The sequence below is a fragment of the Arthrobacter sp. NPDC057013 genome, from assembly GCF_042674585.1.
Lineage (GTDB): Bacteria > Actinomycetota > Actinomycetes > Actinomycetales > Micrococcaceae > Arthrobacter.
The window spans coordinates 343,223-357,268 of record NZ_JBHUSE010000002.1 but is presented as its reverse complement, the minus strand read 5'-3'; the positions used below and the strand labels follow the sequence as shown (position 1 = coordinate 357,268).

The window sequence follows — 14,046 nt, the reverse complement described above, 5'->3', positions numbered from 1 at the left end:
GTTCCCAACCAACAAACCCGCCGGGTTTGACGGTCACAGGGAACCAAGAAAACTGAATACAACACCACAGTTGTAACACCACAAGTTTTCCCCCCCACCCCCTTACCGGGGTCAGGGCGGGAGCAAGGGTTACGGCGGTCATAGCGTGGGGGAAACGCCCGGTCCCATTCCGAACCCGGAAGCTAAGACCCACAGCGCCGATGGTACTGCACCCGGGAGGGTGTGGGAGAGTAGGTCACCGCCGGACAACCATTAGGTCGAGAGCCCCAACCACACGGTTGGGGCTCTCCCGCATTTAACCCAACACTGCCACCTAGCCGATACCCTGCTCTCTTTTCCAATTCCTGCACGAAATCAATGGGTGACTGTTGGGGGCTTTCCGGCGTCCTATCAAGGTTTTCACAGGGTAATTCCAGAATTTCCCACTCTTTCTCAACGGCGCCGGGCTACCGTGTGGAAACGCGTCGACGGTGACGCGCCCATCGGACAAAGGAGTCCCTGATGCGTGCAAGGCCAGACTTCCCGAATGGCCGGAAGAGTACTGGAAGACACCGCCACAGGCGCGGGATTCCACCGGCCAATTGGCTATCAGCGGTTACAACTGTTCTTTTCGTGGCCGCTATTTCGTTGATTGGCGGGACTGCCCAGGCAGCCGCCGTCGCAATTGGTCCCTCCGCCGATGCTGTGGTGAAACGGGACACCCCGAATACCAACTACGGGACCGCAATCGGACTCAAGGCAGACAATTCGCCAATTGAAATGTCCTTTCTGAAGTTCACGGTAACCGGCACCGGCAACACGGTGACCGGTGCCAAGCTGAGGCTGTTCGTGACTGACCCATCGAACCTTGGCGGCCAATTCAGGCGGGTGCTGAACACCACCTGGGGTGAAAACACCATTACCTGGAACAACGCTCCGGCTGCTGAATCCACGGTGATCGCCTCCGTAGGGGCTGCGCCAATCAACACGTTTGTTGAAGTCGATGTCTTCAGCATTGTCAAGGGCGACGGCACGTTTTCCTTCCGTATCAACAACACATCGTCCGACGGTGTGATCTATGGCTCCAAGGAGCTTGCCGACACCACGCACCGGCCGCAGCTGATCCTGACGACAAACGGGACACCGCCACCGCCTCCTCCACCCCCGCCGCCGCCACCACCGCCCGCGGCGAGCCCCTGCGGCGTCACGGCAACGCCGCCGTCGACCTATGACCACGTGATCTGGTTCATCTTCGAGAACAAGACGTACTCGCAGGTCATTGGGAGCGCCAACGCGCTGTACATGAGCCAAGTCGCCCGGCAGTGCGGTTCTGTAACGACCTGGAGTGACGCCGGCCTTGGGCTGCCCTCGCTTCCGAGTTACCTGGCCCTGACCTCCGGCAGCACTCAGGGAGTCACCACGGATTCGAATCCGAGCAACCTGCCGCCGATCACGGCGGACAACATCTTCCGGCAGGTCCGGACGCGTGGCCTGACCTACAAGAGCTACCAGGAATCCATGGGCTCGAACTGCCAGCTCGGCAGCTCCGGCCAATACATGGTCCGTCACAATCCAGAGGTGTACTACCAGGGCACGGGGGACAGGGCAGCCTGCGCCGCCAACAACGTCCCGCTGGGCACTCCGGCTTCAGGGAACCTGCAGCGCGACCTGGCCAACAACACGCTGCCGAGCTTCTCCCTGATTACTCCGAATATCTGCAACGACATGCACGACTGCAGCATCGCCACCGGCGATACCTGGCTGTCCGGCTGGCTCCCGTCGATCCTGAACAGCGCCACCTATAAGGCCGGCAGGACTGCCATCGCGGTTGTCTTCGACGAGGACACTCCTGTGCCCAACTTCATCGTGGCGCCTTCGGTCGTCCCGGGCACAACGGTGCAGGGTTCCTACAGCCACTATTCGCTCCTGCGCTCCACGGAAGAGATGCTCGGCATAGCTCCCCTGCTGCTGAACGCAGGGAATGCCCTGAGTCTGCGGCCCGCGTTGAACTTCTAGGGCAGTCTTCAAATAGCTCACGACGGCGCCCGGCCCGGGAACATAACCCGGCCGGGCGCCGTTGTGTGTGACGAGCCGGCTCATGGTCCAGCGGTTCAACCACAGCAAAGGACACCTCATGCCTCAGCGCACCATTGTCATCACCGGCGCCAGCGACGGGATCGGTGCAGCGGCCCGCGCGGAACCTGGCGGGGGCAGGCGAGCGGATCGTCGTCGTCGGGCTTTCCCCGAACAAAACCGCAGCGGTGGGCGCGGAACTGGGTGCCGACTATTTCGTCTGCGACTTCGCGGAGCTGGCGCAGGTGCGCGAGCTGGCCGCGGCGTTGCGCGCAAGGTACCCGCGGATAGACGTCCTGGTGAACAACGCCGGCGGGATCATGCGCGGCCACGAGCTTACAGTGGACGGCCACGAGAAGACGTTCCAGATCAACCATCTGGCACCATTCCTGCTCACCACCGAGCTGCTGGACCTTCTGACCGCCAGCCGTGCCACCATCATCAACACGTCCAGCGCTGCCAACGGATTCGGGCGGCTGGATCTAATCGATCTCAACTCAGAGCGGAGCTACTCCACAAACCGCGCCTACGGCACCGCCAAGCTGGGAAACATTCTGTTCACCGCGGAACTGCAGAACCGCTACGGGAAGGACGGCATCGCGGCGGCCGCCTTCCATCCAGGCGTCGTTGCAACCAACTTCGCGGCGGAGTCAACCAGCTGGTTCCGCCATGCTTATAAGACCGTGCTGAACCGGTTCCTGCTCTCCGCCGAGCAGGGCGCCGACACCCTCGTCTGGCTCGCTACTTCCACGCCCGGACGGGACTGGGTGTCGGGAGCCTTCTACATCAAGCGTGCGCTGGCGAAGGCCAACAGCCAGGCGTACGATGCCGCGCTGGCGCGGGAATTCTGGGACCGCAGCCTGGAGCTCGTGAGAGCCGGCGAACCGAGCGAGAAGTCCGAGCTGGACAACGCCTGAGGTCCACCGGTCCCAGAGTGGCGGGTTCAGCCTTCGCAGCCTGCGCCGTCGTGGCCTCTGTCCAAAACCGCAAATGTCCGACCCCGTGACAGTCACGGGCCCCTGTACATAAGCAGGACCGTTTCCGCTGCCGCCCGCACAGTCGACATCTGGCGCGATGGGCACGCAGGCTCCGGAGTAGTTCGGGTCGCAGTTGGAGGGGCTGCTGCAGCCTTTGCCGCTGCATCAGTTCACCCGCTTGACGAAATCTTGAGGTCAGCGTGAGGTCCCCTCAGGGAGGTCCCCCCGGGAAGGGATTGGACTCAGGTCGACAGGAGCTGATGGAGCGTTCGCCAAAACGCTGCGGGTGGTGAGAGAGGGTCGGCCAAAGCCTGCGGGTGGTGAGAGAGGGTCGGCCGAAAGGCTGCGGGTGGTGAGAGAGCGTTCGCCGAAAGGCTGCGGGTGGTGAGAGAGGGTTTCGGCGGGGTCAGCGGCGCAGGCGAAGGCCTTCGAGGGCCTCGAGCGCTGCGGCTGAGCGGCTGATGGCCTGCCCCAGCCCGGCCTCGGATTCGGGAACCGAGAACAGGTATCCCTGCAGCGCGTCGCACTGCAGGTCGGTGAGGAAGGCGGCCTGCGCAGCGGTTTCTATGCCCTCCGCGGTGACGCTGAGCCCCAGGCTGTGGGCCATGTTGATCATGGAGCTGAGGATCGGCAGCTTCTCTGCCCCCGTGCGGACCATCGAGACGAAGGACTGGTCGATCTTCACCGCGTCCACGGGCAGGTCCTGAAGCCGGCCCAGCGACGAGTAACCGGTACCGAAATCATCGAGCGCAACCCGCACACCGGCACTTCGCAGGCTCGCGAGCTGGCTGATCACGTGGTCGTCGGCGTCGAAGAACACGCTCTCGGTCACTTCCAGCACCAGCTGCCGGGGATCCATGCTGTTGGACTCTGCCATGTCCAGCACACTGCGGGCAAAACCGCAGTCCCGCAGCTGCACTCCGGACACATTAACCGCGAGTGAGTGCTCCCGCCGACCCGAAAGCCAAGGTCCCAGCTGGATGAAACTCTCCCGCATCATCTGCAAACCGATCGCCGAGATCAGCCCGCTGCGCTCCGCTGTCGGAATGAACTGCGACGGCGGGACATTCCTGCCGTCCCGCTCCCACCGCGCCAGCGCCTCGAACTGGATCACCTCACCCAGCCGCGGTGAGACAACCGGCTGGTAGCTCACGCTGATCTGGTCGTTGTCGACGGCCAGCCGCAGCCCCGCCTCCATGTCCGTCCGCTGCACCAGGGCCGTCATCATCTCCGGCTTGAAGCGCATAAACCGGTTCTTGCCGGCGGCCTTGGCCGCGTACATCGCCACATCGGCGCGCCGCAGCAGCTCCGACGCGGCCACCGCGTCCTCGCTCAGCGACGCGATCCCCAGGCTCAGGCTAGGCCGCAGCATGGATCCCTCGATCCGTACCGGGACGTTGAGCGACTGCACGATCCGCTCCGCCACGGCCTCGGCATCCGCGGACCCGGTCAGGAGCACGACGAACTCGTCACCGCCCAGCCGCGCCACTGTGTCGTCGGGCCGCACGCATGCCCTCAGCCGGCGGGCCACCTCCACCAGCATCTGGTCCCCGGCGGCGTGACCAAGGATGTCGTTGACCTCCTTGAAGTCGTCAAGGTCCAGGAGGAGGACGTCGACGGCGTCACTTCCGGTTCCGTGCAGGGCTTCGGACAGTTGGTCGTGGAACAGCTTGCGGTTGGCCAGCCCCGTTAGCGGGTCCTGGAATGCCATGGCCTTCAGCTGCGCCGCCTGTTCGGCGAGGTCCGCCATCGCCTGCCGGGCCTGCTCCTGGGCACGGCGCCGCGGGGTCACGTCCCGGAAGCTCCAGACCCTGCCCACCACCACGTTTCCCACCCGCTGCGGCCGTGAATAGCGTTCGAAGGTACGGCCGTCGAGGAACTCCAGGGTGTCGTGGCTTTCCTCGGTGGGGTGCGCGTAGAGCTCATTGACCTTGTCCACGAAGATGTCCGGGTGCGAGAGCAGGCCAAGCACATGATCCATCACCGCGGCGTCGTCGCCGGTGGCCAGAAGCTCGCGGGGGATGCCCCACATCTTGGTGAACTGCTCGTTGATGCCCGCGATCTTGCCGTCGACGCCCACCACCAGGATCCCGTCGGCCGTGGACTCCAGGGTGGCGCTGAGCAGAGACATCGCTTCCCGGAGTTCGGCATCGGCTTCCTGCCGGTGAAACGTGGGCCTGACGGCCGCGACCAGCGACGGGCCGCCCCCGGAGTCCAGCAGCGAGCAGGCCACCTCGCCGTGGAACTCCGTCCCGTCGCTCCGCAGGCCGTATGACTCGAACGGGGTCTGGGCATCTGCGCTGTCTCCGGACTCGCTGCGCAGGCTCGCGAAAAGCCTGTCGAACCCGGTCCGGTAACCTTCGGCGAGGAGCACCCGGTGGTCTTCGCCCACGAGCCGGAACCTGCTGTAGCCGAAGAGCCGTTCCGCGGCGGCATTGACCTGCGTGATGACCCCGTCGCCGCCGATCACCAGAACTGCGTCCGGCAGCACGTCGAACAGGGCAGCGTAACTGCCGGCCGGATCCCCGTCAGGGCGTGGGGAAGCCGCCGTCATGCGAACGTTGCGTGAGACCGCGAGAAACTCATTGAGCGTCCACCCCCTCACCTCGATCATAGAGGGTGGTTAAGGCGGGCTCGACCCCTGATGGTGATTGCGCAGGCTCAGCCGGCAGAAACCTGCTCAACCAGCGGCGCCGCCCGGGTGCCGAGGCCGCGCACGGTCCAGCCCTCCGCCTGCCAGGCCGCAGCGTCCAGCACGTTCCGGGCGTCCAGTACCGTCCGGCGTCGTACCAGCTGCCCGACGGCGGCCGGCGACAGTGCACGGTACTCGGCCCATTCGGTCAGCAGGAGCACCAGCTCGGCGCCCTCGAGCGCGCGAGTGGCGGAGGCCTCAAAGCGCAGCTGCGGGTGGCGCATCCATGAGTTGTTGATCGCCTTCGGGTCGGTCACGGTGACGTGCGCGCCGGCGGAGGCGAGCCGGAGCGCGACGTCGAGGGCGGGGGAGTCGCGGATGTCGTCCGTGTCCGGCTTGAACGCCGCGCCCAGCACGGTCACCGTCCGGCCGGCGATCGAGCCGCCGCAGAGTTCCCCGGCCACCTCCGCGGTCCGGGCACGCTGGCTGATGTTGATGGAGTCCACCACGCCCATCCAGTCGTCGACGGACCGGACGTCCAGTGCCTGCGCCTGGGCCCGGAAACTGCGGATGTCCTTGGGCAGGCAGCCGCCGCCAAAACCCAGCCCGGCGTGCAGATAGCGGTTGCCGATGCGCGGATCCATGCCCATCGCCTCGCTCAGTTCGGTGACGTCGGCGCCGGCGGCGTCGCACAGTTCCGACATCGCGTTGATGAAGCTGACCTTGGTCGCCAGGTACGCGTTCGACGCCGATTTGATCAGTTCCGCTGTCGCGAAATTGCACACCAGCCGCGGGATGCCGGCGCGCAGCAGCGGCTCATACACCGCGTCCAGCACAGCGGTCACTCCGCGGGCAGCTCCCTGCCTGCCGTCGCTGCGGCGCCCGAACGCTTCCTCCTTGCCGCCGGGAACCCCGTACACCAGCCGGTCCGGCACCAGCGTGTCCTTCACCGCCGTGCCCTGCCGCAGGAACTCCGGGTTCCAGCCCAGCAGCACGTCCGGCCGGGCGGCGAGCATGCGCCCCAGTTTGGCAACGGTGCCCACGGGCACAGTTGATTTACCGACGACGGCGGCACCGCGGCTCAGGTGCGGAAGGAGGCTCTTGGTGGCTGAGACCAGGTAGCTGAGGTCGGCGCCGTCTGACGTCTTCGACTGCGGCGTACCCACGCAGAGGAAGTGCATCTGCGCCCCGGCGGCGTCGGCGAAGTCCGTGGAGAAGCTGAGGCGGCCGGTGGCGCGGCCGTCCCCCAGGAGCTCGTCCAGGCCGGGTTCGAAGAAAGGGGCCCGGCCGCTGGCCAGCTGCTCGACGCGTGCGGAGTCGACGTCGATCCCCACCACCGTGTGGCCCATCGACGCGAGTGTGGCAGCGTGGACGGCACCGAGGTAGCCGCAGCCGATCACGGAAATCTTCATAGGGTGGCTCCTTGGGTGGTCTTGGTTTCTGGTTCGAGGAGCGGTGCTGGCTCCGGCCGCGCTCCGTTGAATGACTCTGGGCCCACGCCAGCAGGGTTCCCCGGCCTGGCTTGCGAGGCCAGGATGTCGGGGGGGAGCGAGGTCCCCGCGATGACGTCCTCGTAGTGGCGCACCAGCTCTGCGGACAGGGCGGGCCACGTCCTGCCCTGGACCGAGGCGTAAGCGGCCGCCGCGAACGCGCGTCGCTTGGCGTCGTCGCCCATCAGGTCCATCACATGCCGCCGCAGGCCGGCGAGGTCTCCGGGCTCGTAGAGCCAGCCGGTGCGGGAATTCTCCACCAGGTCCAAGGGTCCGCCGCGGCCGGTGGCCACCACCGGAACGCCGGATGCCATGGCCTCCTGAATGGTCTGGCAGAAGGTCTCGAACTCGCCTGGGTGGACGAACAGGTCGAAGGATGCCACCGCCCGGGCCAGCTCCTCGCCGCCGAGGAATCCGGTGAACACGGCGTTGGGAAGGGCTTCCTCCAGCGCGGCCCGCTGCGGACCGTCGCCCACGACGACCAGACGGGTTCCGGGAACGTCTGCCAGCACGGCGAGGTCCTCCACCTGCTTCTCCACGGCCAGCCGGCCGACGTAGCCGATGATCCGCTCACCGCCCGGCGCCGCGGATGCCCGCCACCCGTCGTCGCGCTTTTCCGGTGCAAAACGCACGGTATCCACACCGCGCCGCCACATGCCCACCCGCAGAATCCCGCGGCCGCGCAACTGGTTCAGCGCGAAAGTGGACGGCACCAGCGTCCGGGACGCCAGGAGATGAATGTTTTCCACCCGGTTCCAGGCCCAGTTCTCCAGGAACGGCACCCCGTACCGGGCGGCGTAACTGGGAACCTCGGTCTGATAGATGGCCACAGTGGGGATCCCCAGCTGATGCGCTGCCTGCGCGGCCCGCCAGCCGAGCACGAACGGCGACGCCAGGTGGACCACGTCCGGTGCGTAGTCGGCAAGGATTCTCTTGACCCGGTACACACCTCCCAGCGCCACGCGCACGTTTGTGTAGCCCGCCAGCGGAACTGCGGGCAGCCGGTGCACAAACGCGCCGTGCACGACGTCCAGAACATCAGTGTCCGACGTCGACGGCGCAATCACCAGCACCTCATCGCCCCGCTCCTGCAGATGCTCAAGCACTCGCAGGATGGAGTGCGTGACTCCGTTCATCAGCGGCAGGAATGATTCGGCAACGATAGCGATCCTCACCCCTCAACGGTGTTCCCGCCGTCTGACAGTGCGGAGGAGCGGGCGTGGCCGGAAGGGGAAGGTTGGGTTAACAGGCGGGGACTAGAGTTCCCCGTGGCGGAGGACGTCCGGCAGCTCGTCCACGAAGACTGTCTGAGGCGGTTCGAAATAGATGACCAGCACCTCCTCACCCACAGGAAAGACACTGACTTTGTCGAACGGGTAGGCGTGGAAGGCGCTGGTGCCGCCGCGGTACGCAAGCATTACCTCGCCCACGGTTCCGGGCCCAATCTTCCCGCTCACCCTGCCGATCTTCCCGGTCAGGCTCCGGTCAACGTTCCTGTGTGCCATGTCCCTAGGCTTCCCCCGGGCTTCCCTTGGTTCCTCGGCTTCCTTGGGGCACCGTTCCTAGGCGCTGGGCTGCTTGGGTGGCTGCTTTGCGTGGTTTTGCCCGTTTTTCAGTGCTGTTGACAGACGGGGCAGGAACGAGCCGGCCTGGGTGATGATCCCGCCCACCATGCTGTTGAGGCCGTCGGCGCCGTTCAGGACGGTGAGCTGGTCCACGTGGCCGAACGGTTCGGCCGCCGCTGCCACGATGGACGGCATGTTCTCCGCCAGTTGCTGGGCGATGACGGCGTCCTGGTTGCTTTCGAGTGCCTCGCCGCGGGCCTTGATGCCTTCCGCCTCGGCCAGCGCCTTCGCTTTGATGGCGGACGCCGCGGCATCGCCGCGCGCCTTCGTGGCTGCCGCTTCGGCTTCGCCCGTCACGCGGGTGGCGCCGGCAATTGCTGCCGCCGCGCTGGCGTTGGCCTGCGCCTCAACTTCCACCCGGCGGGCATTGGCCTGGGCTTCGAGTTCCGTCCGCTTGGCGCGTGCTTCGGCGGCGCTGATGTCCGCCGCCTTCTGAGCCTCCGCCTCGGTCCGCTGTGCATAGGCCTTGGCGTCAGCCGGCTTGCGGATGGTGGTCTGCAGCTTCTGTTCCTCGCGGTCTGCCTCGAGCTTGGCCACTTCTGTTTCCTGGACCACCACCTGCTGGCGGGCGGTGGCATCGGCCAGCGGGCCTGCCTGCGCTGCGTTTGCCTTCGCCCGTTCCGCGTTGGCCTGCGCGGCCGACTGCTTGATGGCGGAGACGCTCTGCGCATCGGCGATCTGTGCGGCGGCCTCGGCTTCCCGCTCCGCGGCCTCGCGGTTCCGGGTGGCCTCGGCGATGCGTGCCTCCATCTTGACCTGGGCGATGTGCGGCTTGGCGATGTTCTGGATGTAGCCGGTGGGGTCCTGGAGGTCCTTGATCTGCAGGGAATCCACCACCAGGCCCAGCTTCTCCATCTCGACGCCGCTCGCGCCGCGGACCTGGGACGCCAACTTGTCGCGCTCGCGGATGATTTCCTCCACGGTCATGCTGCCGATAATGGAACGCAGGTGGCCCTCGAAGACGTTGTACACCTGGCTTTCCATTTTCGGCTGCTGCCCAAGAAACCGTCGCGCGGCATTGGCAATAAAGGCGGGTGCGTCCCCGATCTTGTAGATGACAACGCCTTCCACGATCACCTGGATGCCCTGGGATGTAACGCAGGAGACCTTGAGTTCGGTCTCGTTCAGCGTCAGCGACAGCGTCCGGACGGTCTGCAGTCCGGGCACCACCAGTGCGCCCTTGCCGGTGACAATCTTGAAGTCCATGCCGTCGGTGCTTTCCAGGGTGCCGCGCGTCAGACCCGAAATGATGAGGGCCTCGTTCGGTTCGGCCACTTTCCACATCAGCTTGACGGCCAGCCAGACAATGAAAATGCCCAGCAGCACCGAGACAACGATGACAATCAGGGGCAGGATGGCTGCCAGGTTCTCCATGGCGGTGTCCTCTCAGTGCAATCAGAAAGCACGGGAACTGCGGTGCCGGAAATCCCTCGCGCGCCGAATTGCCAGCTTTTATACACAGTGTGGTGGTGCGCCGGGGCATAGTCCAGCAATTCTGGCGCTTTCGGAGAGCTGGCTCTCAGGCCCAACCGAATTCGGTTAAGGCCGGCGGCCACACCCACAGGGCCCGCGAGGACGAACCGCAGTACGTTGTGGAGTCCGCCAAGACGGGCCGCGCACAAGGCTCGTGCGCTGACGGAGAAGAAGGGCTAATCGCCGACCGCAAGTGCCCTGACCGCAGACAAAAGGCCGGCCCGCGCAGAGCGGGCCGGCCGTCGTCGTACTTTGACTCTTAGCTGTTGTCAGACCTACGTGTTTTGGACGTGGTCTTTGGCGTCGGTGGCGGTTGCTTTGACGTCCTGGGCGGCGGTTTGGCCTTCGTCCTTGACGTGTTGGGCGGCGTCGGTGGCGGTGGCTTTGACGTTTTCCACGGCTTCCTGGGCGGGTTCCTTCCAGCCCTGGGCCATGTCCTTGGCGGCTTCGGTGAGTTGGGTGGTGACCGGTTCGGCCGCGGTCTTGAGGGCGTCGGCGGCTTCGCGTTCCTTTTCGCTCGGGGGGATGAGGGAGGAGACGAGGAGCCCGGCGCCGAACGCGATCAGCCCGGCGGCGAGGGGGTTGCCCTGGGTTTTGGCGGCGACCTGGTGGGGTGCGTCGGCGATCGCTTCGCCGGCGTCGTGGAGGGCGTTGCCGGCGGCGTCGGTGGCCTGGTGCACTCCGCTGGTGGTGGAGTGGGCGGCGTGGTGGAGGCTGCCGGTGGCGTTGTGGGTGGTGTGCTCGGCGGTGCCCATGACTTTCTCCTTGACTCCGAAGACGGCGTCCTTCACTTTGCTGGTTTGGCGGTGGACGATGTTGGAGGGGGTGACTTTGTCGGCGACGGCGTCCACGTTGGTGCCGAGGCGGGCGCGGGTGGCTTCGATGTCGGCGCGGATGGCGTCCGGGTTCTCACTCATCGGTGGTCTCCGTTCGGTTTGAGGGTGGGCGGGATTTCCCGTGCTGTTTCGACGGTTTGGGGCATGCCCTGGATGGTTTTGAGTTCCTTGCGTCCGAGGGAGGCGAGGATCGCGGCGATGATGCCCCAGATGATGGCGACGACGACGGCGGACCAGCCCAGGCCCATGAGTTCGCCGAGGGCGTACCAGAGGGCGATGGAGAGGAACAGGAGCACGAAGTGCCCGGCGACGCCGGCGCCGGCGAGCATGCCGCCGCCTTTGCCGGCGCGGGTGCCGGATTGTTTGAGTTCGGCTTTGGCGAGTTCGATTTCCTGCCGGATCAGGGTGGACAGGTCCCGGGTGACCTCGCCCAGGAGGTCACCGAGGGAGGTGGTGTCGGCCTTGGTGTGCGCGGCCGTCTGCGGGGTATCGGGTATCTGGCTGCTCACAGGGGACGCCCCCCACCCTCGGTATCTTCAGTGGCCCGCCGCCTCGGTTCGCCGTATCCCGGTTCACCGGGGCCGGGCTCACCGACGCCTGGTTCACCGTATGTCTGTTCACCGTATGTCTGTTCGCCGTAGGCGGGTTGGCCGGTGGCGGGTTCGCCGTAGGCGGGCTGTTCCCCGTAGGTCTGTTCGCCGTAGGCGGGTTGGCCGGTGGCGGGTTCGCCGTAGGCGGGCTGTTCCCCATAGGTTTGTTCGCCATAAGCGGGCTGGCCGGTGGCGGGTTCTCCGTAGGTTGGCTCGCTGTAGGCCTGCTGGGTGTAGGCAGGTTCGCCGAGTTCGGCCTGGTCATAAAGCGGTGCGCCGACTCCGGCGCCCAGGCTGCCCTCCGTGGCAGGCGGCTGCACGGGATATGGAGGAACGGTGCCGCCGGTCGACCCGACGCCCGTTGAGGTCCGGGTTTCCGGGGCGCCGGCCTGCAGGCTGCGGCCAAGGCGTCCGGCGAGGAGGCCGGCGCCTGCGGCGAGGAGCAGGAAGGTGCCCGGGCGCTGGCGGGCGAAGGACTTGACCTCGTTCAGGAGTGAGCCCGGGTCCCGGTTGTCCAGCCAGGATGCGACAGATTCGGAGCGGTCGGCGGCCTGGCGGATGAGGTCCGCGGCCACGCCCTGCTGGTCCGGTGCGTCGGCCATGGTGCGCAGCTGTGAGGAGATGTTGCGGATGCCTTCGGCGGCCTTGGCCTGCTGGGTGCCGGCCTGGTCGGTGAGATCCGACTTCGCCTGGTGCAGCAGATCGCGGGCGCTGTTCTTGGCTTCATACGCCACGTTCTTTGCCTCGGTCTTGGCCGTCTCGGCCACGTTCTGGGCGGCACCTTTAGCTTCATCGGCGACGTTCGCGGCCTCTTCCTTCGCGACATCCTTCCTCGAGGACGCAGCGTCCTGGTAGCCCGGAGTGCCGGTGTAGCCAGTGGTGCCCGCTCCAGTTGCACTGTATCCGGTGGTGCCGGCGCCGTAACCCGTGTTCTGTGTGGCCGGGGGAGCGGTGAGGTTTTCGTCCTGCGGCCATTGGTTCTCAGTCATCTTCGCTCTCTCTTTCCGAAAGGGGCAGCTGCTGTACAGGAACCAGCGTTGCTGGCATGCAATGGTAAGCATGTTTACTAATAAATAGTAAGCACCCTTGCCATTTTTTCCCACCCTTACTTCTGCAACCTCCCGAGCGGCGCCGCAGTGAAGGCCGGCTGATGGCGGCATGTGGCGCTGACCACATGGGGTGATCACAAGAAAAAAGCTAAGCAGGCTTGCCAATCTGATAGTAAGCATGCTTAGGGTATAAGTGTGAGGTCGAACTATCGGTCTCGGCCGCGACGGCGAACAGCCCGGCAGTGTGCGCCAGTTGCCGCCTCAGGGTGGCGATAGTGCGCCGCAAACTGCCGCTGCGCCGTCGTCGGCCCCAGCGTGAACAGCCAATGTGAACACGAAGTCAAACTCCAAGGAGGCAGCATGCTCACCAAGGAACACATCGACGATCTGCTCAACAAGAACGGCAACATCCTCTCCGCGGACGGAGGCAAGATTGGCTCCCTCGGCCAGGTTTACGCCGATGATGACAACGGGCAGCCCACCTGGGTGACGGCACGGACCGGCCTTTTCGGAACGTCGGAGTCCTTCATTCCCCTTGAGGGAGCACGGCTCGAGGGATCCGACATTGTTGTCCCGTACACCAAGGACCAAGTCAAGGACGCTCCGCGCGTGGACGCTGAGGGTCACCTTGATCCATCAGAGGAAGACCGGCTGTACGAGCACTACCAGCTACAGGGCAACGTGACCTATACCGAAGCTGCGAGCGGACACCGCGCCGACTCGGGCCGGGCGGCCGAGCAGTCCGCTGCCCGCCATTCCGCCACCGAGCGTGATGCGGGGTTCGCCGCCGCAGGCGGCGGCGGAACCTACAGCGCGGCAGACGACAGGATCGCACGTGATGCGTCCCGACTGGCCGATGGTGACGCCATGACCCGTTCGGAGGAGCGCGTGAATGTTGGCACCGAAAGGCAGGCTACCGGCCGGGCCCGTCTGCGCAAATACGTGGTGACCGAAAACGTGACCCAGACAGGTCCCGTGCAACGCGAGGAAGTACGGCTGGAGCGCGAACCGATCACGGAAGGAAACCGGGACGACGCGCTGAGGGGCCCGGACTTGGGCGAGGCGGAACACGAAGTAGTGCTCCACGAGGAACGTCCCGTGGTGGACAAGGAGGCCGTGCCGGTTGAGCGGGTAAGGCTGGACACCGAGACGGTCACCGACGAGATGACGGTGGACGAACAGGTCCGCAAGGAGCGTATTGAGGCCGACGGCGTGGAGGACACCCGCCGTTGACGTGCCTAACGCCGGGGCCGGGTTTCCGGCCCCGGTGTTGCCGGCATTTTGGGCTGGCCGTGTTGCCAGCACGGGCTCAAAGGGGAAAG

Annotated in this window: 10 protein-coding genes, 1 rRNA gene and 2 pseudogenes; 5 read left to right on the top strand and 8 right to left on the bottom strand. The window is 65.8% G+C overall.

The features are described 5' to 3' along the window. Positions 1-130: 130 nt before the first annotated feature. From rrf to ACFTSA_RS05570, 3 genes and pseudogenes are all read left to right on the top strand, one after another. Positions 131-247, top strand: a 5S ribosomal RNA gene (rrf, locus tag ACFTSA_RS05580). Positions 248-501: 254 nt separating this feature from the next. Further along, complete coding sequence (locus tag ACFTSA_RS05575) at positions 502-1,995, top strand: alkaline phosphatase family protein (RefSeq protein ID WP_377950214.1); 1,494 nt, start codon at positions 502-504, stop codon at positions 1,993-1,995. A 118-nt stretch (positions 1,996-2,113) separates the two neighbouring features. Next, positions 2,114-2,969 (top strand): annotated as a pseudogene (locus ACFTSA_RS05570) (SDR family NAD(P)-dependent oxidoreductase). A 466-nt stretch (positions 2,970-3,435) separates the two neighbouring features. On the opposite strand, the gene ACFTSA_RS05565 reads toward ACFTSA_RS05570, so the two are convergent. From ACFTSA_RS05565 to ACFTSA_RS05545, 5 genes are all read right to left on the bottom strand, one after another. Then, on the bottom strand, positions 3,436-5,643 hold the full coding sequence (locus ACFTSA_RS05565; protein WP_377950213.1) for a putative bifunctional diguanylate cyclase/phosphodiesterase: 2,208 nt from the start codon (positions 5,641-5,643) through the stop codon (positions 3,436-3,438). Between the two features lie 47 nt (positions 5,644-5,690). Next, positions 5,691-7,073 (bottom strand): UDP-glucose dehydrogenase family protein, encoded by a 1,383-nt coding sequence (locus ACFTSA_RS05560; RefSeq protein WP_377950211.1) that lies wholly within the window; start codon positions 7,071-7,073, stop codon positions 5,691-5,693. Next, positions 7,070-8,326 carry a glycosyltransferase family 4 protein gene (locus tag ACFTSA_RS05555; protein WP_377950209.1) on the bottom strand — a complete coding sequence of 419 codons (1,257 nt, stop codon included), beginning with the start codon at positions 8,324-8,326 and terminating at the stop codon, positions 7,070-7,072. Before ACFTSA_RS05555 ends, ACFTSA_RS05560 begins: the two co-directional genes overlap by 4 nt. Positions 8,327-8,407: 81 nt before the next feature. Further along, positions 8,408-8,656 (bottom strand): hypothetical protein, encoded by a 249-nt coding sequence (locus ACFTSA_RS05550; RefSeq protein ID WP_377950208.1) that lies wholly within the window; start codon positions 8,654-8,656, stop codon positions 8,408-8,410. A gap of 57 nt (positions 8,657-8,713) precedes the next feature. Then, positions 8,714-10,150 carry a flotillin family protein gene (locus tag ACFTSA_RS05545; protein WP_377950207.1) on the bottom strand — a complete coding sequence of 479 codons (1,437 nt, stop codon included), beginning with the start codon at positions 10,148-10,150 and terminating at the stop codon, positions 8,714-8,716. 176 nt (positions 10,151-10,326) lie between these two features. Between ACFTSA_RS05545 and ACFTSA_RS05540 the strand changes: the two are divergent. Then, positions 10,327-10,429 (top strand): annotated as a pseudogene (locus ACFTSA_RS05540) (DUF2945 domain-containing protein); the annotation flags it as partial. 95 nt (positions 10,430-10,524) lie between these two features. Here ACFTSA_RS05540 and ACFTSA_RS05535 read toward each other — a convergent pair. Genes ACFTSA_RS05535 through ACFTSA_RS05525 form a run of 3 tightly spaced genes read right to left on the bottom strand, consistent with a single transcriptional unit; the run spans position 10,525 to position 12,664 of the window. Next, positions 10,525-11,166 (bottom strand): DUF3618 domain-containing protein, encoded by a 642-nt coding sequence (locus ACFTSA_RS05535; RefSeq protein ID WP_377948707.1) that lies wholly within the window; start codon positions 11,164-11,166, stop codon positions 10,525-10,527. Next, entirely contained in the window at positions 11,163-11,594 is a 432-nt protein-coding gene (locus ACFTSA_RS05530; protein WP_377950205.1) for a phage holin family protein, read from the bottom strand. Before ACFTSA_RS05530 ends, ACFTSA_RS05535 begins: the two co-directional genes overlap by 4 nt. Further along, the gene (locus ACFTSA_RS05525) at positions 11,591-12,664 is read right to left on the bottom strand and encodes a hypothetical protein (RefSeq protein ID WP_377950204.1); all 1,074 of its coding nucleotides are present in this window, start codon (positions 12,662-12,664) and stop codon (positions 11,591-11,593) included. Before ACFTSA_RS05525 ends, ACFTSA_RS05530 begins: the two co-directional genes overlap by 4 nt. A gap of 420 nt (positions 12,665-13,084) precedes the next feature. Between ACFTSA_RS05525 and ACFTSA_RS05520 the strand changes: the two genes are divergently transcribed. Beyond that, positions 13,085-13,957, top strand: a complete 873-nt coding sequence (locus ACFTSA_RS05520) for a PRC and DUF2382 domain-containing protein (RefSeq protein WP_377950203.1) — start codon at positions 13,085-13,087, stop codon at positions 13,955-13,957. Positions 13,958-14,046 lie beyond the last annotated feature (89 nt).

What these genes read in the sequence shown, in the direction of transcription:
- ACFTSA_RS05550 (WP_377950208.1), bottom strand. Translation starts at nt 8,656, where the DNA reads ATGGCACACAGGAACGTTGACCGGAGCCTGACCGGGAAGATCGGCAGG.
- ACFTSA_RS05560 (WP_377950211.1), bottom strand. Translation starts at nt 7,073, where the DNA reads ATGAAGATTTCCGTGATCGGCTGCGGCTACCTCGGTGCCGTCCACGCT.
- ACFTSA_RS05520 (WP_377950203.1), top strand. Translation starts at nt 13,085, where the DNA reads ATGCTCACCAAGGAACACATCGACGATCTGCTCAACAAGAACGGCAAC.
- ACFTSA_RS05575 (WP_377950214.1), top strand. Translation starts at nt 502, where the DNA reads ATGCGTGCAAGGCCAGACTTCCCGAATGGCCGGAAGAGTACTGGAAGA.
- ACFTSA_RS05565 (WP_377950213.1), bottom strand. Translation starts at nt 5,643, where the DNA reads ATGATCGAGGTGAGGGGGTGGACGCTCAATGAGTTTCTCGCGGTCTCA.
- ACFTSA_RS05545 (WP_377950207.1), bottom strand. Translation starts at nt 10,150, where the DNA reads ATGGAGAACCTGGCAGCCATCCTGCCCCTGATTGTCATCGTTGTCTCG.
- ACFTSA_RS05535 (WP_377948707.1), bottom strand. Translation starts at nt 11,166, where the DNA reads ATGAGTGAGAACCCGGACGCCATCCGCGCCGACATCGAAGCCACCCGC.
- ACFTSA_RS05525 (WP_377950204.1), bottom strand. Translation starts at nt 12,664, where the DNA reads ATGACTGAGAACCAATGGCCGCAGGACGAAAACCTCACCGCTCCCCCG.